This window comes from Rhizobium sp. G187, from assembly GCF_051549525.1.
In the GTDB taxonomy this organism is placed as follows: Bacteria; Pseudomonadota; Alphaproteobacteria; order Rhizobiales; family Rhizobiaceae; genus Allorhizobium.
Map to the genome: position 1 here is coordinate 261,202 of NZ_JBPUGM010000006.1, position 24,003 is coordinate 285,204.

18 protein-coding genes are annotated in these 24,003 nt (G+C 62.7%); 10 read left to right on the plus strand and 8 right to left on the minus strand.

Annotated elements, in window-relative coordinates; all coding sequences use genetic code 11:
* Positions 1–40: 40 nt before the first annotated feature.
* On the plus strand, positions 41–1,759 hold the full coding sequence (locus ACSV9I_RS18165) for a GH32 C-terminal domain-containing protein (RefSeq protein ID WP_438330200.1): 1,719 nt from the start codon (positions 41–43) through the stop codon (positions 1,757–1,759).
* 86 nt (positions 1,760–1,845) lie between these two features.
* Positions 1,846–3,333: a pyruvate kinase gene (locus ACSV9I_RS18170; RefSeq protein WP_438330201.1), complete on the plus strand. Its 1,488-nt coding sequence runs from the start codon at positions 1,846–1,848 to the stop codon at positions 3,331–3,333.
* Positions 3,334–3,336: 3 nt separating this feature from the next.
* On the opposite strand, the gene ACSV9I_RS18175 is transcribed toward ACSV9I_RS18170, so the two are convergent.
* Positions 3,337–6,843 carry a PAS-domain containing protein gene (locus ACSV9I_RS18175; RefSeq protein ID WP_438330202.1) on the minus strand — a complete coding sequence of 1,169 codons (3,507 nt, stop codon included), beginning with the start codon at positions 6,841–6,843 and terminating at the stop codon, positions 3,337–3,339.
* A 191-nt stretch (positions 6,844–7,034) separates the two neighbouring features.
* Here ACSV9I_RS18175 and mscL point away from each other — a divergent pair, with 191 nt between their 5' ends.
* From mscL to ACSV9I_RS18205, 6 genes are all read left to right on the plus strand, one after another.
* A complete protein-coding gene (mscL, locus tag ACSV9I_RS18180; protein WP_054159752.1) occupies positions 7,035–7,460 on the plus strand; it encodes a large conductance mechanosensitive channel protein MscL in 426 nt (141 codons plus the stop codon).
* Positions 7,461–7,598: 138 nt separating this feature from the next.
* Positions 7,599–8,768 carry a pyridoxal phosphate-dependent aminotransferase gene (locus ACSV9I_RS18185; protein WP_054159751.1) on the plus strand — a complete coding sequence of 390 codons (1,170 nt, stop codon included), beginning with the start codon at positions 7,599–7,601 and terminating at the stop codon, positions 8,766–8,768.
* A gap of 164 nt (positions 8,769–8,932) precedes the next feature.
* A complete protein-coding gene (gene galE / locus ACSV9I_RS18190; RefSeq protein ID WP_438330203.1) occupies positions 8,933–9,967 on the plus strand; it encodes a UDP-glucose 4-epimerase GalE in 1,035 nt (344 codons plus the stop codon).
* 181 nt (positions 9,968–10,148) lie between these two features.
* Positions 10,149–11,219, plus strand: a complete 1,071-nt coding sequence (locus tag ACSV9I_RS18195; RefSeq protein ID WP_438330204.1) for an HlyD family secretion protein — start codon at positions 10,149–10,151, stop codon at positions 11,217–11,219.
* Between the two features lies 1 nt (position 11,220).
* Complete coding sequence (rbbA, locus tag ACSV9I_RS18200; RefSeq protein WP_438330205.1) at positions 11,221–13,995, plus strand: ribosome-associated ATPase/putative transporter RbbA; 2,775 nt, start codon at positions 11,221–11,223, stop codon at positions 13,993–13,995.
* Positions 13,996–13,997: 2 nt separating this feature from the next.
* Positions 13,998–15,110 carry an ABC transporter permease gene (locus ACSV9I_RS18205; protein WP_438330206.1) on the plus strand — a complete coding sequence of 371 codons (1,113 nt, stop codon included), beginning with the start codon at positions 13,998–14,000 and terminating at the stop codon, positions 15,108–15,110.
* Here ACSV9I_RS18205 and ACSV9I_RS18210 read toward each other — a convergent pair whose 3' ends face one another.
* The 7 genes from ACSV9I_RS18210 to ACSV9I_RS18240 all read right to left on the minus strand — a co-directional run bounded on the left by ACSV9I_RS18210 (position 15,111) and on the right by ACSV9I_RS18240 (position 21,984).
* Entirely contained in the window at positions 15,111–16,157 is a 1,047-nt protein-coding gene (locus ACSV9I_RS18210; RefSeq protein WP_438330207.1) for a YeiH family protein, read from the minus strand.
* Between the two features lie 106 nt (positions 16,158–16,263).
* Entirely contained in the window at positions 16,264–17,319 is a 1,056-nt protein-coding gene (locus tag ACSV9I_RS18215) for a TRAP transporter substrate-binding protein (RefSeq protein ID WP_054159745.1), read from the minus strand.
* 23 nt (positions 17,320–17,342) lie between these two features.
* Positions 17,343–18,632, minus strand: coding sequence for a TRAP transporter large permease (locus ACSV9I_RS18220; RefSeq protein ID WP_054159744.1), 1,290 nt, complete (start codon positions 18,630–18,632; stop codon positions 17,343–17,345).
* Positions 18,632–19,216 carry a TRAP transporter small permease gene (locus ACSV9I_RS18225; RefSeq protein WP_438330208.1) on the minus strand — a complete coding sequence of 195 codons (585 nt, stop codon included), beginning with the start codon at positions 19,214–19,216 and terminating at the stop codon, positions 18,632–18,634. Before ACSV9I_RS18225 ends, ACSV9I_RS18220 begins: the two co-directional genes overlap by 1 nt.
* Before the next feature lie 196 nt (positions 19,217–19,412).
* Positions 19,413–19,934 (minus strand): flavin reductase family protein, encoded by a 522-nt coding sequence (locus ACSV9I_RS18230; protein WP_438330209.1) that lies wholly within the window; start codon positions 19,932–19,934, stop codon positions 19,413–19,415.
* Positions 19,934–20,827 carry an aldo/keto reductase gene (locus ACSV9I_RS18235; protein WP_438330210.1) on the minus strand — a complete coding sequence of 298 codons (894 nt, stop codon included), beginning with the start codon at positions 20,825–20,827 and terminating at the stop codon, positions 19,934–19,936. The genes ACSV9I_RS18230 and ACSV9I_RS18235 overlap by 1 nt, the downstream gene beginning before the upstream one ends.
* The gene (locus ACSV9I_RS18240; protein ID WP_438330211.1) at positions 20,827–21,984 is read right to left on the minus strand and encodes an LLM class flavin-dependent oxidoreductase; all 1,158 of its coding nucleotides are present in this window, start codon (positions 21,982–21,984) and stop codon (positions 20,827–20,829) included. The genes ACSV9I_RS18235 and ACSV9I_RS18240 overlap by 1 nt, the downstream gene beginning before the upstream one ends.
* A gap of 120 nt (positions 21,985–22,104) precedes the next feature.
* Between ACSV9I_RS18240 and ACSV9I_RS18245 the strand changes: the two genes are divergently transcribed.
* A complete protein-coding gene (locus ACSV9I_RS18245; RefSeq protein WP_438330212.1) occupies positions 22,105–22,809 on the plus strand; it encodes a GntR family transcriptional regulator in 705 nt (234 codons plus the stop codon).
* A gap of 41 nt (positions 22,810–22,850) precedes the next feature.
* Positions 22,851–23,993, plus strand: a complete 1,143-nt coding sequence (locus tag ACSV9I_RS18250; protein WP_438330213.1) for a Gfo/Idh/MocA family protein — start codon at positions 22,851–22,853, stop codon at positions 23,991–23,993.
* Positions 23,994–24,003: the final 10 nt, after the last annotated feature.

Sequence of the window (24,003 nt, forward strand, 5' to 3'; positions counted from 1 at the left end):
TTGATCGCCGGGCGCCTGGACGAGCTTGAGGGAGACGAAGATGAAAGTGACGATCGATGTACCGGTTGGCCATCGCCGCATCGAGATGGATCTGCCCGTCAATGCGATCCTGCATATCTGGCTGAAGGCGGTGACATCAGGCGAGCCGGGTTCGCTGTCGCTTTACAGCGTCAACGGCAAGTTCGGCGAGGTGCAGGCCGTCAATGCCGAGGAAAACTCCTTCCGCATCTACCAGGTCTTTGCCGGCGGAACGGTCGTGCTGGCCTATGATCCGGCGGTAACATCGGTTTCCGTCGTTTACTGGTTCACGCCATCCGACGTGATCGAGACGGGCATTACGGTGGTTCACACCAATCCCGCCAATGCGCCCCCGGATCTCCCGCATGGCTATCATTTCCGTCCACCTTTCGGCTGGATGAATGATCCGAACGGTTTTGGCCGTTTCGGCGGCCGGCCGCATCTGTTCTACCAGCATTATTCCCACGGCCGGACCTGGAACAACATGCACTGGGGCCATGCGGTCTCGTCGGATTATCTGCGCTGGCGGCATCTGCCGGTCTTCCTCTTTCCCTCCGAGGAGCTGACGGTGCGGCCCGACAAGCGCGGCGGCGCCTTTTCCGGCTCGGCCATCTCGGCCACCGACGGACCGGGCATTCGCGTCTTCTTCACCGAGAAGATTGCCGACCGCACGCCAGAGCAGGAAATCCAGCTGACGGCGACCTCGGCGGACCTGTTCACCGCGGGAGCTGCCGACGTGCTTTTGCCGCGCCGGCCCGACGGCGAGGACCTGACCTTCGACTTCCGCGATCCCTATGTGTTTCGCGGACCGGACGGGCTTTGGAAGATGCTGCTCGGCAGCCAGAGCGACAAGGGCGGTGTCATCCTGCTCTATGAAACGTCAGACCACACGGCTGCGACGGGCTGGACCTATTGCGGCAAGCTTTACGTCGAAACGCGTTACCACACCTCGGCGCTCGAATGCCCCTGCCTGCTGCCGATAGACGGCGATCCGCGCGATCCGAAAACCCGCTGGGCACTGATCTACGGCCTGATGAACGGCGAAGATGCCGAGACAAGCCGGAAGAACCTGACCATGGTTGATATCGGCTGGTTCGACGGGCGCAGTTTTGCCAAGGAATTTGGACGCGAACTCGATTTCGGCACCGACAATTATGCCTTTCAGGCCTTTGTCGATGCCGGATCACCCGTGGGGATCGGCTGGCTCGGCAACTGGGCCGATGCCGGTCCGACCATCGATTTTCCCTCGGCGATGTCCCTGCCGCGCACGCTGGTGCTGGAAGGCGGCGACCTGCTGACGCCGCCGATCGGGGCGGTGGAGAGCCTGCGGGCTCGCATGATCGATCGGACGCGGCTGGCGGCCGGACAGGCTGTCGCGCTGCCAAATGGTGCAGCCGAAGCCGTCTTTGATCTTGCCGCCGCCGGAGCTGCCTTCCGGCTGGAATTCGACCATCCCTCGGTCAGGCTCGCGGTGGTGCAGCACGAGGAGGGGCTGGAAATCCTGCATGGGGAACAGGGCGCGGCGGAGGCGCCGGATGCCGCGCCGCGTTATCTCGCCCGCCACGCCGGCGTCCGGCGTCTGCGCATTTTCATCGACTATGGCTCGATCGAGGTCTTCGCCGATGGCGGACGCTTGACCGCCACGAAGCGGATCGCCGGTTTTGACCCGGTGCGATCCCTGACGCTGGTGGCCGAGCCGGGGACGGTGGTGCAGGCGACGGTCTGGTCCCTCAGACTTTAGGAAGCGTCCTCAAGTGGCTTGATCCACGTCATCGGCCTGTCAACATGCGTGGACTAGGTTCTGGCATCAAGCGCGTGGAGCACGTCATGAACAGCCAGGATCGTTATAATGCCACAAGCCGCGCGGCCGCGCTGCATGTCGAACTGACGGCTCTGCGGGAGGTGATCCTGGCGGAGGCGGAGAGCCTGCGCGACGCCTGGGCCTGCGGCCGGGATGCCGAGCCGAAACTTGCCAACCTCGCCCATTATCTGGCCTTGCGCCGTCACGATATCCGGCCGCTGCAGCGCCATCTGATGGCGCTCGGCCTGTCCTCGATGGGAAGGCTCGAGAGCCGCGTTCTGCCGACTGTCGATGCCGTACTTGCAGCCCTTGCCGTCCTGTCGGGCGCGGAAGGGGCGCGGCAGAGCCCTCCGGCCGAGGCGGTGTTCTTTGCCGGCGAAGACGCGCTGGAGACGGCGACGACACAGCTGTTCGGCCCTTATACCGGGAAGCGCCGGACCCGCATCATGGTGACGCTGCCGGGGACCGCGGCCGATGGGCCTGATCTGATCGATGATCTCGTTCGCGCCGGCATGGATGTGGCGCGCATCAATTGTGCCCATGACGATCCGGAGGCCTGGCGTGCAATGACCGCCTTTGTCCGCGCCTCTGCCGCCGCCCGGGGTCGCGAGGTCAAGGTGATGATGGATATTGCCGGGCCGAAAATCCGCACCGGCACGGTTGCGAGTTTCGAAAAGAAGGCAAAGCTCCAGGCTGGCGACTGCGTGCGGCTTGTCGCGACGGGGGAGCCGCGCTGCGATGCCAAGATCGCCTTTTCCGCCGGCGTGTCACTGCCGGAAATGGTAACACGGCTGAGTGCCGGAGACCGGCTGCGCTACGATGACGGCAAGCTGGAGGCGGTGGTCGAAAGCGTCGGTGAGGGCGAGGCGATCGTCCGGGTGACACGCACCAAGGCCGGTGGCGTCAAGCTCAAGGCGGAGAAGGGCATCAACCTGCCAGACACGGCGCTTGGGCTCTCGCCGCTGACGGCCAAGGACGAGACCGATCTCGAAACTGTCATCGAATGCGCGGATCTGATCGGCTATTCCTTCGTTAGCCGACCGGAAGACATCGACCTGCTTGACGCCGTGCTGGCGCGCGGCGGGCGCGACGGCCGGCAGCTCGGGCTGATTGCCAAGATCGAGCAGCCGCTTGCGCTGACCAACCTTCCGGCCCTGATGGCCAGGGCGTCACGCCGTGGCCGCTTCGGCGTGATGATCGCCCGTGGCGATCTCGCAGCCGAGATCGGGTTTGAGCGTCTGGCCGAGATGCAGGAAGAACTCCTGTGGATCTGCGAGGCGGCATCGGTGCCTTGCATCTGGGCGACGCAGGTTCTGGAAGACATGGTCAAGGAAGGCATTCCGACACGCGGTGAGATGACGGATGCGGCCATGGCGGCGCGGGCCGAATGCGTGATGCTCAACAAGGGAGACGCCGTCGTCGAGGCTGTGGCTCTGCTTGACCGTCTGCTTGGCCGGATGAACGACCATGTCTTCAAGAAGACGCCGACGCTCAGGGCGCTGAAAAGCTGGTGAGGCTCACTCGGCGGCCGCCTGCCTCTGCGACGACACCTGGGTGATGAAGGCGCGGAGTGCCGCCGGCTTGACCGGTTTGTTCTGCAGCGTGATCTGGTGCCGTTCGGCCTCGGCGCGAACTTCGGCCGAGCGATCGGCGGTGATCAGCAGGGCCGGGATATCCGCCTTGCACAGCGACCTGAGCCGGAGAATGGCGCCGATGCCCGATCCATCGCCGAGATGATAGTCGGCGATGACAAGATCCGGCGCCGGCCCGCCGGCGAGGACCTCGTCCATTTCGGCGATCGATCCCGCCAGCGTGACTGCACAGCCCCAGCCGGAGACGAGCAGATCCATGCCTTCAAGGATCTTTGGCTCATTATCGATGCACAGCACGCGGAACCCCTTGAGCGACGGGGTGACGCGGTGGCTTTCGTTGAGGGGTGTCACGCCCTTGGCCGACGGTTTGGCCAGATCGAGCGGCATTGCCACCCGGAAGGTCGTGCCCTTGCCTGGCTTCGAGGTGAGTTCCACCGGATGGTGCAGGACCTTGGCGATACGGTCGACAATGGAGAGGCCGAGCCCGAGGCCGGACGCGGTGCGCATGCCTTCTTCAAGGCGGGCGAATTCCTTGAACACGGTGCGGAATTTCGACGCTGGAATGCCGATGCCGCTGTCGGTCACCTGGATGACCACCTTGTCGCCCTGTCGGCGCGCGCCGACCACAACACGGCCAGCCGGCGTGTACTTGATCGCGTTGGAAACGAGGTTCTGGACAAGGCGGCGCAGGAGCGTCGGGTCGGAACGCACCGAGAGTGAAGTGGGCATGACCACGAGCTTGAGTTTCTTCTCGCGGGCCATGGGGGCAAAGTCGGTGGCGATCCGCTGCATGAGCGTATCGAGCGGGACGGTCGAAAAGCGCGGCTTCATCGCGCCGGTATCCAGACGCGATATGTCGAGCACGGCGCCGAGGATGCTTTCCACCGATTCCAGCGCGGAATCGATGTTGTGCACCAGTGCGCTGTTGTCGGACACGCCCATCCGCTCGACCAAAGACGAGGAGTATAGGCGAGCGGCATTGAGCGGCTGCAGGATGTCGTGACCGGCAGCGGCAAAGAAGCGCGTCTTGCCGATATTCGCCTCATCGGCTGCGGCACGGGCCTCGGCCAGAGCATGGTTGACGCGCGTGAGCTCGGCCGTGCGCTCGCTGACGCGCTGTTCCAGCGTCTCGTTTGCCTGCTTCAGCGCAAGGTCTGCCTCGACGCGGGCCGTGATGTCGCTGAAGGTCGCGACAAGGCCCTTGTCGGGCATCAGATTGCAGCGCACCTCGATGATCCGCTGGCCGCCGGCAAGGACCATCTGGAACGGCCGGTCGAATTGATGGAACGAGCGCACGACGGCCGATACCCCGCCTTCCGGCACATCGCCGCGCTGCCCGAGGATCGCGATCATGTCCGCCAGCGGAAAGCCCACCTGGCCGACATGTTCAGGCAGGTCGAGAAGGATACGGAAACGACGGTTCCAGATCGTCAGCCGGTCGGAAGCGTCGAAGACGGCAATGCCCTGTTCCATCTGGGAGAGCGCCGTCTGCAGCATATCCTGATTGTATTGCAGCGCCTCCGAGGCCTGGTCGAGCAGCCAGACGGTATCGGCGGACGGGTCCTCGGCCTTTTGCAGGATCAACGACAGCACCAGCCGTGCCGAAGAGGAGCCGATGGCAGAGCCGAGCAGCTGTTCGGAAAAGTGGATGAAGGCCATATCGGCCGGGCTGTCATCGGCGAGCTTGCGACCTGCCGATTGCTCGTAAGAGCGGAAAGAGCGTTCCATCCGCTCATTGCCGAGATAGCGCGCGATGGCTGCCTTCAGGTCTCCGACCGCGACACTCGTCTTCCAGCCGCGCGTGGCGAAGTTGGAGCGCGGCTGCCGCTTGATGAAGATCGCCGACTGGATGCGCTCGACCGGCCGCGGATTCCGGCTGAGCGATCCGATGACGAAGGCAAGCGTGTTGACCAGGAGGCTGAACAGCGTGGCATTGACCAGCGGATCGGCATGGGCCTGTTCGAACATCGACAGGCCCGGAAGCAGGAAACCGAGAACGCGTGACGCGATCCAGGAATGATCCTCGGCGCCAAGGCTCGGCAGGAAGAGAAGATAGGCCCAGGCGAGAAACCCGGTGCAAAGCCCTGCAATGGCCCCGCGCGCATTGGCCCGCCGCCAGATGAGGCCACCCAGCATGGCAGGCGCGATCTGCGCGATGGCCGCGAAAGACAACAGCCCGATCTTGGCAAGACCGGTCGTGTTGTCGGCCGAGCGGAAGTAGATGTAGCCGAGCAGCATGACGCCGAAGATTGCCGTGCGCCTGATATGCAGCAGCGTTCGGGCGAAGTCCTCGCGCGCGCTTGGCCGGCCGAGAAGCCGCTGCCGCAGGAAGATCGGCAGGACCATGTCATTGGAAATCATGATCGCAAGCGCCACCGAGGCGACGATCACCATGGCCGTCGCTGCGGAAAAACCGCCGATGAAGGTGACGAGGGAAACAATGCTCGACCCAGCGGCCAGCGGCAGCGACAGCACGTAGAGATCCGCATCTCCGGTGCCGCCAAAGATCATGATGCCGGCAATGGCCGCCGGCAGGACGAAGATGTTGATGGCGACGAGGTAGATCGGCATGAGAATGCCGGCCAGGCGCAATTCTCGCGGCGTGCGGTTCTCGACCACTGTCACATGGAACTGACGCGGCAGCATGATGATGGCGAAGGCGGACAGCCCGATCAGCAGCAGCCACCGGCTCGGCGCGGTTTCATAGGAGAGAACCTCCATGACCGCAGGGCTGTTTGTTGCCTTGTGCCACAGGTCCGCCGGCCCGTTGAACATCGCATAGATGACGAAGAGGCCGAGCGTCCAGAAGGCGACGAGTTTGACCACCGATTCCATCGCGATCGCCAGGATCAGGCCGTCCTGATGCTCGGTCGCGTCCGTATGGCGCGTACCGAACACGACGGCGAAACAGGCCAGCATGAAGGCGACGATGAGCGGCAGGTCGATGAAATAGAGATTGCCGGTGCCGATCCCATAGGCGGATGGATCGATCACGGTCGCGACCGAACTCGACACCGCCTTCAGCTGCAGCGCGATATAGGGAATGATCCCGACGAGGCAGATGATCGTGACAAGCAGGCCGACAATCGGGTTCTTGCCGTAGCGCGCCGCGACGAAGTCAGCCCCGGAGGTGATTTTTTCGGTCTTGGCGAGTTCGACGATGCGGCGCATCAGCGGCATGCCGAGCGTGTACATCAAGATTGGCCCGATATAGATCGCCATGTATTCGAGCCCGCGCTCGGCCGCGAGACCCACGCCGCCGAAATAGGTCCAGGACGTGCAATAGACGCCAAGGCTGAGCGCATAGACCACCGGGCGTCCGCCGGCCGGCACGCCTCTGACGCGCGAGCGTCGGTCGCCATAGCTTGCCACAGCAAAGAGCAGCAGCAGATAGCCGAGTGCCGTCGCAACGATGATCCATCCTGGGAGCACGTGTTCCTCCTCGCCTGCACCCGAGGGAACCTTAAGGCATGTCTGAGGCTTTTCAAATCGTTTGGAAATTGACCTTAGTCGAACATGTCCACCGTTCCGGTGATGATTCACCATTTTCGAAAAGGTCAATCTTCGTTAACGATAAATCGTGGCCCAGCGGCCGCGCCGTCTACGCAAATAGGAGCAGGGGCATGTTAAACGAATTCAAGACATTCATCGCACGCGGCAACGTCATGGATCTCGCCGTGGGCGTGATCATCGGCGGTGCCTTTGGACTAATCGTCAATTCGCTGGTGCAGGACATCGTCATGCCGATCGTCGGCGTGGTGTTCGGCGGTTTCGATTTTTCCAACTACTTTCTGGCTCTGAGCAGCAATGTCACCGCCACCTCGCTTGCTGCGGCGCGCGAGCAGGGCGCGGTATTCGCCTATGGCAACTTCATCACGGTGGTCATCAACTTCCTGATTCTGGCCTGGATCATCTTCCTGATGGTCAAGGGCGTGAACACGCTTCGCCGGTCGCTGGAACGGGAAGAAAAGAAGGCAACCGATGCCGCGCCGCCGCCGGCAGACGTGCAGCTTCTGACCGAAATCCGCGATCTCCTGAAGTCGCGCTGAACCGCCAATCCGACGCAGCCCCTGATCAGGGCTGCGTCACCCATCACCCGCATCGATGCGCTGCTCAAGGAAAATCATGGGATTTATCACCGGTGATCGGTTAGACACTTCCCAATCGATGACCGGAGTTTTGCCCTGATGCCTCTTTTGAAAGACCTGAGCCCGCGCGCCCTTGCCGCCCCCGAAAGCGGTATCGTCGAGATCATCAATTATGCGCGTGGCCGTGACAATCTCCTGCCGCTCTGGGCAGGCGAAGGCGACCTTCCGACGCCTGATTTCATCAACAAGGCAGCGAGCGACGCCCTTCTCGGCGGCGAGACCTTCTACACCTGGCAGCGTGGCATTCCCGAACTGCGCGATTCGTTGTCGCGCTACTACAATCGCCATTTTGCCGTCGATCTTCCGGCGGAGCATTTCTATGTCACGGCCTCCGGCATGCAGGCGATTGCGCTTGCCGTACAGGCGCTGACTGCTCCCGGCGACGAAATGATCTACCTCTCGCCCTGCTGGCCGAACATCGTCTCGGCCATCGATCTGGCCGGTGCAAAATCCGTCTGCGTGCCGCTTTCCTTCACCGACGGTCGCTGGGTTCTCGATCTCGACCGGTTGGAAAAGGCGATCACGCCGAAGACGCGCGCGCTGTTCATCAACACGCCGTCGAACCCGACCGGTTGGACGGCGTCACAGGATGACCTGAAGGCGATCCTCGAGATCGCGCGCCGCCACGGCATCTGGATCCTCGCCGACGAGATCTATGCCCTCTATTATTACGGCGGCACGGAGCGCGCGCCCTCCTTCCTCGATGTGATGGAAGCGGGGGACAGGGTGATCTTCGCCAATTCCTTCTCGAAGAACTGGTCGATGACCGGCTGGCGCGTCGGCTGGATTGTCGCTCCGCCGGAACTCGGCCAGGTGCTGGAGAACCTGATCCAGTATTCCACCTCCGGTGTTGCCCAGTTCATGCAGCGCGGCGCGGTCGTCGCGCTCGACCAGGGTGATGATTTCGTGCGCGAGAATATCGCCCGTGCCACAGCCTCGCGCGACATCCTCTGCGATGCCCTGATTGCCACCAACCGCGTCGAGACGCTGAAGCCGGAAGGCGCGCTGTATGCCTTCCTGAAGATCGACGGGATCAAGGACAGCCGTCAGGCCGCACTCGATATCGTCGACAAGACGGGCGTGGGCTTGGCGCCCGGAACGGCCTTTGGTGAAGGTGGTCTGCCGTTCTTGCGGGCGTGCTTCCTGCGCAATCCGGCGCATATCGAGGATGCCGCTACGCGGCTCGTGGACTACATCAAGGCGCTCTGACGTCGATCGGCACCGATCGATAAAATGCGACGGATCGGCTTTGTGGGTCCTTAAGCATCTTGCCCGAAAACTGGGCGAAATCAGAGGCTTGGGTGCCTTAAATAAGCAGTCGGAAAGGTCGCCGTGCTTTTCTCTTCCCAACTATAAGAACGGGAAGAAAAATCATGGCGATCTTGGTGACAGGTGGTGCCGGCTATATTGGCAGTCACATGGTCTGGGCGCTCATCGACCAGGGCGAGGACGTCGTGGTCGTCGATCGACTGTCGACGGGCCTGCGCTCGGCAGTCGCGCCTGAGGCCCGCTTTTACCTCGGCGACATCGGCAAGCCATCCGTGCTGAAGCAGATTTTTGCGGAGAACGAGATCGAGGCGGTCATCCATTTCGCCGGCTCGATCATCGTGCCGGAATCGATCGCCGATCCGCTCGCCTATTACGAGAACAACACAGGCAATACCCACAAGCTGCTGACCGCTGCGGTAAAAGCCGGCATCGACAAGCTGATCTTCTCGTCGACCGCTGCCGTCTATGGCCTGCCGGAAACGCCCCAGCCGATCCGCGAGGATGCGCCGCTGAGACCAGAGACGCCCTATGGCCAGTCGAAGCTGATGAGCGAGCAGATGCTGCGCGATACGTCACGCGCCCATGGCCTGAACTATGTCGCGCTGCGCTACTTCAATGTGGCCGGTGCCGATGTGAAGGGCCGCACCGGCAATTCTGCAGCCGGCGCCACCCACCTTCTGAAGGTCGCCTGCGAGGCCGCTCTTGGCAAGCGTCCGTCGATGTCGGTCTACGGCACCGACTATGAAACGCCCGATGGGACGGGCGTGCGCGACTTCATCCATGTCAATGATCTGGTCGATGCCCATTTGAGGGCGCTGGATTACCTGCGCCGTGGTGGCGGCCCACTGGTTGCCAATTGTGGTTACGGGCGGGGCTACTCGGTTCTCGATATCATCGAGGCTGTCCGGCGTTCGACCAACCATAACTTTGTCGTCGACTACGCGCCTCGCCGTCCGGGCGACGCGCCGCTTGTCGTGGCGGATTCGACGCTGGCGAGACGGGTTCTCGGCTGGCAGCCGCAGAATGACGATCTTGATGTGATCGTGTCCACAGCGCTGGCCTGGGAACGCAGGCTGGGCGACCTGCCGAGGGACGATATTCGCGATCTGCGCCGCCGGCTTCTCGGCAGTCGCTTCTGACAGCCTTTTTCGCAGCATGAGACACACACCGCACCGGCTTGCCGGGGCGGTGTTTTCGTTTGGCTTTCCGGCGCGATCACCGCTTCGGAATTGATGTGCATCAAGCGATCGAACCACCACGCCGCGTAGTCTCACGACCGGTCCGCATTCGCGGAGATGAGGTCAAGGCGGAGAATTCGGCATGGCAAAGCGGCAGAGCGCCTATGTGGTCGCAATCCTGGTGCTGGTGGCGGGCGGCGCGGCCTATTATGGCTGGAAGGGCTTTGAAGGCAACGGCCTGCCGGTCTCGATTGCCAGCGGCAATGGCCGCATCGAGGCGGTGGAAATTGCAATCGCGACGAAATCCCCCGGCCGCTTGAAGGAGATACTGGTCGACGAAGGGGACTTCGTCTCCGCAGGCCAGGTGCTGGCGGTCATGGATACCGAACAGTTGGAGGCGCAAAGACGCCAGTCGGAAGCCGAGGCACGCCGCGCAGACATCGGTGTCGGGACCGCTGAAAGCGTCGTTGCGCAGCGCGGGGCAGAGCGCCGTGCAGCAGAAGCGGTCGTCACCCAGCGCGAGGCCGAGCTGGACGCGGCCGAAATCAAGCTTGCCAGGGCCGAACGGTTGATGGAAAGCCGGACGACCAGCCAGCAGCAGGTCGACGATGATCGGGCAGCGCTGGCCGGCGCGCGTGCGGCGCTGGCCGCGGCCATTGCTCAAGTGGCCGCCGCGGATGCAGCAATCGGGGCTGCCAAGGCTCAGGTCGTCGATGCCGGTGCCATGGTGGATGCAGCAAAGGCCGGAATTGATAGCATAGACGCCGAAATCCGCGACAGCACGCTGCGCTCACCGCGCGACGGGCGCGTGCAATACCGCGTGGCTCAGGCAGGCGAAGTGCTGGCGGCCGGGGGGCGTGTTCTCAACATCGTCGACCTCGGGGACGTGCATATGGCATTTTTCTTGCCCACATCGGAAGCCGGCCGGGTGGCGCTCGGGGCGGAAGCACGCCTGGTGCTGGATGCAGCCCCTGACTATCTGATCCCCGCCACGATCAGCTTCGTCGCCGATGTCGCCCAGTTCACGCCGAAGACGGTGGAGACCGAGGAGGAGCGGCAAAAGCTGATGTTCCGGGTCAAGGCGCAGATCCCGCCGGCGCTGCTGACGAAATACATCGCGCAGGTCAAAACCGGACTGCCGGGCATGGCCTATGTCAAACTCGACCCGAAGGCCGAATGGCCTGAGGCGCTCTCCGGCATGCTGGTCGAATGAGATGAATGGTCTGCCAAGCGACATGAGCCAGCCGCGCGATGTGGCACGGATCGAAGGGGTCAGTCTCGCCTATGGCAAGACACGCGCCCTCGATTCCGTGACGCTGACCATTCCGGCGGGCCAAATGGTCGGCCTGATCGGGCCGGATGGGGTCGGCAAGTCGAGCCTGTTATCGCTGATATCAGGGGCGCGCAAAATCCAGTCCGGTCATGTCGAGGTGCTCGGAGGCGACATGGCGACGGCACGCCACCGCAACCGCACATGCCCGCTGATCGCCTATATGCCGCAGGGGCTGGGCAAGAATCTGTATCCGACGCTTTCGGTCTTCGAGAATGCCGATTTTTTCGGACGGCTGTTCGGGCAGGACCGCATCGAGCGCGAGACGCGGATCGCAGCGCTTTTGAAAAGCACGGGCCTCTTGCCCTTCGCCGATCGACCGGCCGGCAAGCTTTCGGGCGGAATGAAGCAGAAGCTCGGGCTCTGCTGCGCTCTGATCCATGATCCGGACCTGTTGATCCTCGACGAGCCGACCACCGGCGTCGACCCTCTGTCGCGACGGCAGTTCTGGCAGCTGATCGAGGGTATCCGCGCCACGCGTCCCGGCATGAGCGTGATCGTGGCGACCGCCTATATGGAGGAGGCGGCACGCTTTGACTGGCTGGTCGCCATGGATGGCGGGCGCATCCTCGACACGGGGACGCCGGCCGAGCTCATGGCGAAAACCGGAACCATGTCGCTCGATACTGCCTTCATCGCGCTTCTGCCGGAAGACAAGCGCGGGCGCCACGCGCCTGTCGCCATTCCCAAGCGAGCGGACGGGCATGAGGCTGACATCGCGATCCGTGCGGATCACCTGACCATGCGCTTCGGCGAATTCACCGCGGTCGACGACGTCAGCTTCGAAATCCCGCGCGGCGAGATCTTCGGATTTCTGGGGTCCAACGGCTGCGGCAAGACGACGACGATGAAGATGCTCACAGGTCTTCTTGCCGCAAGCCAAGGTCGTGCGGAAGTCTTCGGTCATGCGGTTGATCCGCGCGACATCGATATGCGGCGGCGGGTGGGCTATATGAGCCAGGCCTTCTCGCTTTATGGCGAATTGACCGTGCGGCAGAACCTGGAACTGCACGGCCGCCTGTTCGGCATGGACGAAGCGGGGATCGGACCACGACTGGCTGACATGGCCGGCCGTTTCGGGCTGGAGGCCGTGCTCGACGAATGGCCTGAGGCATTGCCACTTGGCATGCGCCAGCGGCTGTCGCTGGCCGTTGCGATGATCCACGGCCCCGATATCCTGATCCTCGACGAGCCGACATCGGGTGTCGATCCCGTGGCGCGAGACGCCTTCTGGCAGATCCTTTCCGACCTGTCGCGTGGCGATGGCGTGACTATTTTCGTATCGACCCATTTCATGAACGAGGCCATGCTCTGCGACCGCATTTCGCTGATGCATGCCGGCCGGGTGCTGGTTACCGACACACCGCAGGGGATCATTGAGAGCCGCCAATCCGACAGTCTCGACGAAGCCTTCATCAGCTATCTGGAAGAGGCGATCGGGGAGGGCGGCGACAAACCCGGGCCCGCCGCCGTGCCGGCAGCGCAGGCGCCGTCTCTGACAAACACAGTGCCCGGCAATGCGCACCGCGTCATCGACCTGCGGCGTCTCCTCGCCTATAGCGGGCGGGAAGCACTGGAGCTTCGCCGTGACCCGATCCGTGCGACGCTTGCGCTGATCGGCAGCCTGATCCTGATGTTCGTCATCGGTTACGGAATCAATCTCGACGTTCAGGACCTGACCTTTGCCGTGCTGGACCGGGACGACACGGTGACCAGCCGCGATTACGTTCAGGAAATCGCTGGTTCGCGCTACTTCATCGAGCGTCCGCCGATCCGCGATCACGCCGAACTGGATGCGCGCATGCGTGCCGGCGAGATCAATCTGGCGATCGAAATCCCGGCGGGGTTTGGTCGGGACATCGCCCGTGGCGACACGACGGTCGAAGTCGGTGCCTGGATCGACGGGGCAATGCCGTCGCGAGCAGAGACGGTCTCCGGCTATGTGCAGGGCATGCACGCGACCTGGCTCGCCCGCAAGATCAGAGAAGCCTATGGCGATGCGGCCGTGACCGGGCGGTTCGGCCTTGAGCTACGCTATCGCTACAACCCCGATCTCTCGAGCCTTGTCTCCATGGTGCCTGCGGTCATTCCGCTTCTCCTGATGTTGATCCCGGCCATGCTGTCGGTTCTGAGTGTCGTTCGCGAAAAGGAACTGGGCTCGATCATCAATTTCTATGTCACGCCGGTGACGCGGCTGGAATTCCTGCTCGGCAAACAATTGCCCTATCTCGGAATTGCCATGCTCAATTTCCTGATCCTGACAGGTTTTGCCCTCTTCGGTTTTCAGGTGCCACTGACGGGAAGCATCCCGGCGCTGACGCTCGGGGCCTTTTTCTACGTCTTCGCATCCACCGCGCTCGGCCTGCTCCTGTCGACCTTCATGCGCAGCCAGATCGCTGCAATCTTTGCAACGACACTCGCCACGATCATCCCCTCGGTGCAGTTTTCCGGCATGCTCGATCCGGTCTCGGCCTTGCAGGGCGCAGGCGCTATGATTGGTGCCGTCTTTCCGGCGAGCCACTTTGTCACGATTTCCCGCGGCGTCTTTTCCAAGGCGCTCGCCTTCTCGGATCTTGGCACGGAACTGCTGATCCTCAGCGCAACCGGCCCGGCGCTTCTGATGACAGGGGCGCTTCTCCTCAAGAAACAGGCGGACTGACGATGAAGCTCGCCAATATTCTCAATCTCGGCATCAAAGAGTTGCGCGGGCTGGCGCGCGACCCCGCCCTGTTGTTGCTGATCGTCTATGCCTTCACGCTGAACATCTACACCGCCGCAACCGCGGCCCCGGAGAGCCTGAACAAGGCGGCGATCTCCATCGTCGATGAGGATCGCTCGCCGCTGTCGGCCCGTATCGTGGATGCGTTCTATCCGCCGCATTTCCTGACCCCGAAACTGATTGATCCCAGCGTGATGGATCAACGCATGAATGCTGGCCTCGACACATTCGTTCTCGACATCCCGCCCAATTTCCAGCGCGACCTCCTGGCCGGCAAGGCGCCAGCGATCCAGCTCAACGTCGACGCCACGCGCATGACGCAAGCTTTCTCCGGTGGCCGGTACATTCAGGAGATCGTCAAAGGTGAAATCGACGCCTTCGTCGATCGCGGCGAGCGTTTGGCGCCAGCCCCGGTGCAGCTATCGCTCAGGGCGCGTTTCAATCCGGAACTGTCGCAGGCCTGGTTCGGCGCAATCAACGAGGTGATCTCGACCGTCACCATGCTCTCGATCATCCTGACGGGGGCTGCCCTCATCCGGGAGCGGGAACATGGCACGATCGAGCATCTGCTGGTCATGCCGGTCACCCCGACGGAAATCATGCTCGGCAAGGTCTGGTCCATGGGTCTGGTCGTGCTGCTGGCGACCATGTATTCGCTGTTTGTCGTGGTGCAGGGCGCGCTTGATGTACCGCTTCAGGGTTCGATGGTGCTGTTTCTTCTCGGCGCAGCACTGCAATTGGTCGCCGCGACCTGCATGGGCATCTTCCTTGCCACGGTCGCGGGCTCAATGCCGCAATTCGGTCTGCTGCTGATGCTGGTGCTTCTGCCCCTCCAGATCCTCTCGGGTGGCATGACACCGCGTGAAAGCATGCCGGATGTGATCCAGTGGATCATGTCGGCGGCCCCCAACACGCATTTCGTCATCATGGCTCAGGCAGTCCTGTTCCGGAATGCCGGTCTCGACGTGGTCTGGCCGCAGATCCTGGCTCTGGCGGCGATTGCCGCCGTCTTCTTCGTCCTTTCGCTGCGGCGCTTTCGCGCTTTCCTGCGCTGATCAGAGCTTCAGGACCAGAAGCGTGACCAGCACGAGAAGAGCGAGGAAGACCGTCTCCGAGATGAGGAGAACAATGGCGCGCCCGCCGATGCGGAAGACATCCGGCAGCGAGGTCTTGACCCCAACGGCAGCAATCGCGACCAGCAATGCCCATCGCGAGACGGAACCGGCAACCTCGCCAATGATCGGCGGAATGGTCAGAAGCGAATTGAGTGTGGCGAGAACCAGAAACGCGACCACAAAGCCGGGCAACAGCGGCGGCCTACGCATCTGCGGATCGGAAATGCCCCGGCGAAAGGCAAGGGCTGCGACGAGCACCACCGGGGCCAGCATGGTGACCCGGATCAGCTTGACGAAGACGGCGGTCTCGCCGGCCGGGACGGAGACGGAAAAGCCTGCCCCTGCGACCTGGGCCACATCATGGATGGTGGCGCCGAGGAAGATGCCGGTGGCATGGTCATCAAGACCGGCCTGACTGGCGAGGATGGGATAGAAGATCATGGCGAGCGTCGAGAGCATGGTGACGCCAATGACGGCAAAGACCATCTGCTGATCGGCCTCCTTGTCACGCGCGCCGCCGAGTGCAGCCGAAATCGCCATGGCGGCCGAAGCGCCGCAGATGGCAACGGCACCGCCGGTCAAGAAACCGAAGCCGCCGCCCTGGCCTGAGAGCTTCGAGGCCAGGAGGCCGAAGAGGATGGTCAGCACCACCGAGGCGACGATCATCATGATCACCGCGGCGCCAAGCTCGGCAAACATGGCGACACTCACGCGGAGCCCGAGAAGCGCAATGCCCAGCCGCAACACGGCGCGGGAGGCAAAGTCGAGCCCTTCAGCCGTCTTCGGATCTTCGGCGAGAAAATGCAGGGCGAGCCCGATCAGGATCGCAAGCAGCATGGCTGGCGCGCCGTAGTGCTCCGACAGGAAAGCCGAAGCGAGCGCGATCAGGATCGTCACCGAAGCGCCGGGAAAACGGCGGCGCCAGCCATCTGCGAAAGACGCAAAGGACCTGTCCCGCCACGACTGCGGCGGGGTGGGGGAAGGCATGGACATGGAACACCTGTGAAAGGGGCGCGGCGGCGCTCAGCAGTCGCGTCGGGATCTGCGACGAAAGAGAGGATGCGCGGGTGGCCCGCGCATCCCGAACATGCGGTCAGTTGAGCTCGGCAGCGCGCTCGGCATCGACCTTTTTCTGCGCCTCGGCGACAGCTGCCGTGAACTGGTCGAACACCTCGGCACCACCGGTCACATTGCCCTTGAACCAGTCGAAGACCGGGGCAACTGCGCCCTTGAAGGCTTCCTTCTCCTGCGGCGTCGGAACGTAGATCTCACCGCCAGCCTTGGCGAAGTCCTGATAGGCGGCGATTTCCTTGCGCTTCGGCGAGGCAAAGGTCGCCTGCTGCAGGGCGGCAAAGCCGTCGACGACGATCTGCTTCTGCTCCGGCGTCAGGCTGGTGAAGCGGTCGTTCGACATCCACCAGAAGGCGCCCATATAGCTGTGGCCATCAAGCGTCAGGTATTTGAGGCCGGCATCCGGGAACTTCATCGACATGATGTCGGTGATGCCGTTTGCGGTGCCTTCGACAACGCCTGTCTGCAGCGAGGTGAAGAGTTCCGGCCACGGGATCGGGGTGGGGGCAGCGCCCACGGCGGTCGCAGCCTGCTGCGGCAGGTCGGCCGGAACGGTGCGCATCTTCAGACCCTTGAGGTCCTCGGGCGTCTTCACCGTCTTCTTGGTGTTGGCATAATTGCGCCAGCCGCCGGTATTGCCGATTGTCATCAGGCGAATCTTGTTGTCGCTGTCGGCAAGCGCACGCTCACGCAGCTTGCGCGGGAAGTCGCCGGTGAGCACGGCTTCCGCCACGCGGTCGTCGCTCATCAGATAGGGCAGGTCGAGCACCTGGATGTACGGGAAGAGGCCGGCAGCACCGCCCGATGTCGAGATATAGACGTCAAGCGATCCGTCGGCGATGCCCTGCAGGCATTCCTCACCGGTGGCGCAAAGCTGCGTACCCATGAAGATCTCGACGGCGATCGCGCCGTTCGAGGCGTTTTCGATGTAGTTCTTGAAGACGACGAGGCCGTCATAGTCCTCGTCATTCTCGTTGGAATTGGCCGTGGCACGCAGCGTGATGTCTGCGGCCTGGGCCACGCCGGTAATCGTCAGCGCGCTGGCAAGCAGCAGGGTCTTGAACATGGACTTGAGCATATCGTTACCTCCCGTTTTAAAAGTTAGTCGACAAAGCCCGCAAGGCGCGGGACGGTGAGTGTCAAGGCGGGGAAATAGGTGATCAGAAAGATCACCACGATCTCCGCCAAGAGGAATGGCATGACGGCCCGGGCGACGGTCTCGACCTTCAGTCCGGAGACCGAGGACGTGACGAAGAGCACGAGGCCCATGGGTGGCGTCAGCAGGCCGACCGTCAGGTTAACCACCATGATGATCGCGAAATGCACCGGGTCCACGCCGAGCTGGGTGAAGATCGGCCCGAGGATCGGCCCAAGCACGATGATCGCCGGCCCGGCATCGAGGAACATGCCGACGACAAACAGCAGAATGTTGACGAGCAAGAGCAGAACCAGCGGATTGTCGCTGAGGCTTAGGAAAATGTCGGCCAGCATTTCAGGCGTGTGAGCCAATGAAGCTACGGTCTTGAAGGCCATCGCGGCGCCAATCAGCAGCAGCACGACGGCGGAGGTCATGGCGGCCCGCATCAGGATGCCGGGAATGTCGCGGTATTCAAGCGTGCCGATGACGAACAGGCCGAGGAAGAAGGCATAGCCGGCGGCAATCGCTGCGGCTTCCGTCGGGGTGAAGACGCCGCCCAGAATGCCACCCATGATGATGACGGGTGTGAGCAACGGCCAGAAGGCACCGATCATGGCCCGGCCGCGCTCGCGCCAGGAAGCGCGTTTGGTGGCCGCCGGAAGATCGTAGTGATCGGCCATGAGGCGGATCATCACCATCAGGCTGATGCCGATCAGGATGCCCGGCACGATGCCGGCGAGGAAGAGGGCCGCGACGCTCTCGCCCATGACATAGGCATAGATGATCATGATGCCCGAGGGCGGGATGATCGGCCCGATGATGGCAGAGGCGGCGGTAATGCCCGCGGCGAAGCGGCGTGTATAGCCCTCCTTCTCCATGGCCGGGATCAGCATGGCGCCAAGCGCCGAGACGTCGGCGACGGCAGAACCGGAAATGCCGGCAAACATCATGGAGTCGACGACGTTGACCTGGGCAAGACCGCCGCGCATGTGGCCGACCATGGCCTGGGCGAAGTGGACGATCCGAAGCGTGATGCCGGCGCGGTTCATCAGCTCGCCGGTCAGCATGAAGAAGGGAATGGCCATCAGCGGGAAGCTGTCCATCCCGGCATAGATGTTGCGGTAGAGCAGCACGATGTCGCGCTCCTGGCCGTTCATCCAGAGCAGGATGGCGGGGGCCGCGATCAGGCCGAAGACGATTGGCAGGCCGAAGAGCAGGAACGCAACGAAGAGGGGGAGGAACAGGCTCAGCATCATTCGGCTCCCAACTGCCCGGCGATCGGGATCGGCGCCAGCCGTTCCCCGAAAAGATTGACGATGGCGCGAAGGATGAGTTCGATATTGACGACGAACATCAGCGTGATGCCGGTGGCAAGCGAGGCCATCATCCAGCCACGCGGAATTTTCATCCAGGTGGACAGGTCAAGGGACGTCGGAATGGCGATGGCCGACATGGCAAAGCGGCCGCCAATGCCGGTCACTTCCGACCAGCCGATGCGCATGCCGACGAACAGCAGGACAGCACTGAGCAGGAGGAAAGCAAGGGCGATGACGTTGGCGAGGAGGCGGGGCAGGTGGTCGACAATCATGCCGATGGCAACGAAGCCACCCTGACGGAAGGCGGTCGGCACCATAAGACCGGTCATCCACAGCATCAGGAAGCGCGAGGCTTCCTCGCTCCAGGCCAGTGCATTGCCGAGGAAGTAGCGGAAGAAGACCTGCATCAGCATGAAGAACAGCATGATGCCGAGGGCACCGGCACCGAGCCAGAGCCCGACCGTCAAAAGGGCGGCATTCAGCCGGCCGAATTGATGGGTCAGGTATGCGATTGAATTCATGTCTCCACCCGTCACTTATCATCGGTCAATTGCGGGCGACTATCGAAGACAAGTCTTTGCGACGCAAAGACGGTTGTTCCAGTTTGAAGCCCGATCGGAGCAAATTTCTCCACCGAGCCCGTTTTTACCGAACATCTTCGATCGTCCGCCCGCTGCATTGTGAAATGCACCGACGATCTCCTCCCAATATGACCGTTCAGACCGCGAAGCGGCCGAAACGTCCTCCCGAGAAGCACAGCGGTTCTCCCTGCCGATGTGCAACCCTTAACACCTTGCCGATGATGATCGTGTGATCACCGGCATCATGCAGCGCCTGCTGCACGCATTCGAACCGCGCAAGCGTGCCGGGCAAAACCGGGACGCCCTCCGGATTGATTTCCACCTCCAGTCCGTCAAAGCCCGCGCCCCCCCGCGTGAAGGCTGAACTCAGGTGATCCTGATCGGCGCCGAGCACATGGATGGCGTAGTGGTGCGCGCCCGAAAAGGCTGCGTGTCTGGACGAGCTCTTGGCCGGCGACCAGAGCACCAGCGGCGGATCGAGCGAGACCGAGGCAAAGCTGTTGACGGTCATGCCGATTGGCCCGTCGGCACTCATCGCCGTGACCACCGTTACCCCCGTGGTAAAGCTGCCGAGCGCATTGCGATAGGCGCGATGGTTCTCCGCCTCGGGGGTGAAGACTGCCTCGGTGCTGTGTCGCGTAACGTCGGCAGCCATCATCAGGCGACCTCCCGTCCGATCGCCAGCGTATAGAGCTCGAACCAGGTCTGGCGATCGATTTCGACCGTCAAGGCATCGGCGATCTTGGCAATCCGCTCCAGCGCATTGGTGCCCATGACGGGCAGGATGGCCGCGGGATGCCGGAGCAGCCAGGCAACGGCGACGGCGGTCTCATCCACGCCCTGCTCAGAACCGATCCGCTTCAGCGCGGCGAGAAGCTCCGGCTTTGACCCGTCGAACAGACGACCGCCACCCAGCGGTGACCAGGCCATCGGCGGCACCATGCGCTCCTGGAGATAGGCGAGGTCGCCGTTAACGAAGGCGTCGGTGGCCAGAAGGCTAAGTTCGATCTGGTTGGTGACGAGATTGTTTTCCATCGAGGACTGCAAGAGCGAGAAGTCCCAAGGGCGGAAGTTCGACACGCCGACCGCACGCACCTTGCCAGAGGCGATCAGGGCGTCCAGGGCCGGGCCCGTCTCGTCCGGATCGATCAGCGGATCGGGGCGGTGGATCAGCAGCAGATCGACATGGTCAGTGCCCATGTCCGTGAGCGAGGCTTCGACCGAGGCGGTGATGTGTGCTGCCGAGGTGTCGTAGTATTTGACGCGGGCGGCCGAATGGCGGCCCGCCGGGGCGACGATATCGCATTTTGTCACGATCTCGAGCTTGTCACGCAGGCCGGGCGAGGCCTTGAGTGCGCCGCCGAGCACGGCTTCCGCCGTATAGCCGCCATAGATATCGGCCTGGTCCATGGTCGTGATGCCCTGGGCAAGGCAGGCCTCGATCTTGGCCTGCACATGCTTAGGGGAGGTGTCGGCATCGTCGCCGATGCGCCACATGCCGTAAACGAGGCGGCTGAAGGTGAGGTCGGGGGTAAGATTGACGCGCTGCATCAGCGGCGAACTCCATTTCCAAGAGGGGTGGCCGGCATTTCCGACGGCACGCGACCGTAGATATGCGGAAGAGAGACTGTGTCCAGTTGCGGCAGCACCTTCGTGCCGAAATGCACGGCCTCGTCGATATGCGGATAACCGGACAGGATGAAGGCACGGATGCCCATCTTGCGGTAGGATTCGAGTTCGGAAAGCACCTGATCCGTCGAGCCGACCAGGGCGGCGCCACAGCCAGAGCGGGCGCGGCCAATGCCGGTCCACAGATGTGGCTCGATATAGCCGAACTGGTCGGCGAGTTCGCGGGCTCGCGCCTGATGCGCGACACCGAGCGAGATCGAGTCATGCGCTCTTTCACGGATCAGCTTGCCATATTCGTCATCGAGCTTGGAGACAATGTAGTCAGCGTATTCGCGGGCTTCCTTCTCGGTGTCGCGCACGATCATGTGGACGCGCAGACCGTAATCCAGCGTGCGGCCATGGGCCTCGGCCCTCGCATGCACGGCCTTCATCCGCTCGGCCAGCTGGTCCTTCTTTTCCGGCCACATCAGATAGACGTCGCATTGCGCACCGCAAAGTTCGAGCGCATCCGGTGAATAGCCGCCGAAATAGAGGAGCGGTCCGCCATTCTGCTGATAGGGGCGGGCGGGTTCGGTCGACACACCCTTGAACTGGTAGACCTCGCCTTCATGATCGATCGTCTCGCGCGTCCAGGCCTGACGCAGGATCTCGACGACCTCATGGCTGCGCTTGTAGCGAAACGCGCTGTCGGCCACTTCGCCGGGGAAGTCCGAGCTGATGACGTTCAGCGTCAGGCGGCCCTTGAGCATGTGATCGAGGGTAGCGACCGTGCGGGCCAGCATGATCGGCTGCATCTCGCCGCAGCGGATGGCGGCCAGCATGTTGATCTTGGAGGTGATCGGCGCACAACCGGCAACGAAGCTCAATGTGTCCTGACCGACTTGGTAAGAGGACGGGCACAGAATGTTGCGGAAGCCGAGCTGTTCGGCCTTCAGTACGATGTCGGAGCAATGTTCGAAGCTGGAACGCAGATCGCCATCCGGCACGCCGAGAAACTGATAATCGTCAGAGCAGAGGGCGGCAAACCACGACACTTCCGCGCCATCGAGATCGGCAGATGTGACGGGCACGACGGTCATTCGGGTCTCCTCCAAGACAGTAACTTTCCTCTTGCCTAACACCCGATTTGATGTAGATCAATAGTGTATCAATTTTTTCTCGACGCGACGAAACTGCAACGCTGAGCCTCTGCCGGATCCATGACAGCCGCCCCCGGAAGCCTTCCCATCTACGTGCAGATCGCTGAATTGCTGGTGCGCGACATTGCCGCCGGACGCCTGATCGATGGCGAAAAGTTAAAACCCGAGCGGGACATGGCCGAAGAACTGGGCATTGCCGTTGGCACCCTGCGCAAGGCGCTGGCGGAGCTGCAGCGCCGGGGCCTGTTGGAGCGCGTTCAGGGCTCGGGGAACTATATCCGGGCGCTCTCAGACCCGCAGTCTGTTTATGCGATGTTCCGGTTGGAACTGCTCGGCGGCGGCGGATTGCCGACAGCCGAGATCCTCTCGATCGATCGGCTCCCCAAGCCCTCAGCGCTGCCGGCTTTTGGCACCAGCGATGAGGCGCACCGCATCCGCCGCCTGCGCCGGCTTTCCGGCAAGCCCGCGGCACTGGAAGAGATCTGGCTTGATGGCGCCTATATCGAGACCATTGATCCAGAGGCCGTCTCGGAATCGCTCTACCTCTTCTATCGGACCAAGCTGTCTCTCTGGATTGCACGTGCCGAGGATCAGATCGGTCTCGACCACGTGCCTGACTGGGCACCGGCGGCCTTCGGTCAGCCTGCAAGCGCGCCGGTAACCCATATTCAACGCATCAGCCAGGACCAGGAGGGCGCCCGCGCCGAAGTCTCCCGCACCTGGCTCGACCACGACGTCGCGCGCTACGTGTCGCGCCTGAAATGAAGGGCCTCGAGCCCCCAACGCCCATGCCTGAGGAGGATAGAGTGGCAAGACTGAACTACGGGATCATCGGTTGCGGCATGATGGGGCAGGAGCACCTGCGCAACATTGCACTTTTGCCGGATGCGGCAGTGGTCGCAATATTCGAGCCGGATGCCGGCATGCGGGCGCTCTCGGCTGAAGCTGTCCCCTCGGCGAAACTGGTTGATAGCATCGAGGCGGTGCTCGCCGTCGAGGAGGTCAACTGCCTGCTGATCGCCAGCCCCAATTATCTGCATCTCGAGCAGTTGGAAAAGATCGCCGCCATCCGGCCGCTGCCGGTGCTGGTGGAAAAGCCGTTGTTCACCGATCCCGTCGATGCGCCGCGCCTGGCAGCGCTCAGAGCCGCCTATCCCGCGCCGATCTGGGTGGCGATGGAATATCGCTACATGCCGCCCGTCGCCCGGATGATCGAGGAGGCGGCGGACGCCACCGGCGGCATCCGCATGCTGACCATCCGCGAGCACCGCTTTCCCTTCCTGGAAAAGGTTGGCGATTGGAACCGCTTCAACCGCAATACCGGCGGCACGCTGGTGGAGAAATGCTGCCACTTCTTCGATCTCATGCGGCATATTCTCAAATCCGATCCGGTCCGCATCATGGCCTCGGGTGGCCAGTCGGTGAACCATCTCGACGAGGTCTATGGCGGCCAGAAATCCGACATCTGGGACAATGCCTATGTGATCGTCGATTTCGCCTCAGGCGCTCGCGCCATGCTCGAACTTTGCATGTTTGCCGAAGGTGCGCGCTATCAGGAGGAGATTTCTGCCATTGGTCCGAAGGGCAAGATTGAATGCCACGTGCCGGGGCCGGGCCGCTTCTGGCCCGAGCATCTCGGTGAACCGCCGATTGCCCAGGTGATCGTCTCGCCGCGTGATCCGAAGGGGCCGCGAATGGTGGAGATCCCTGTTGATCCGCAATTGCTCGAAGCCGGTGATCACAATGGCTCGACCTTCTACCAGCACCAGCGGTTCCAGAAGGCGGCACAGGGTGAGCAGCCGGTAGAGGTCGCGCTTGACGATGGCTGGTGGGCCGTCGCCATGGGTCTGGCTGCGCAAAAATCCGCGGAAACGGGTGAGGCCGTGTCCTTCCCGCTCGACTTTTCTCCCGCCGGCGACTTCGCTGTGTCGGAGCGCCGAACCTCCTGACAGTAGCTGG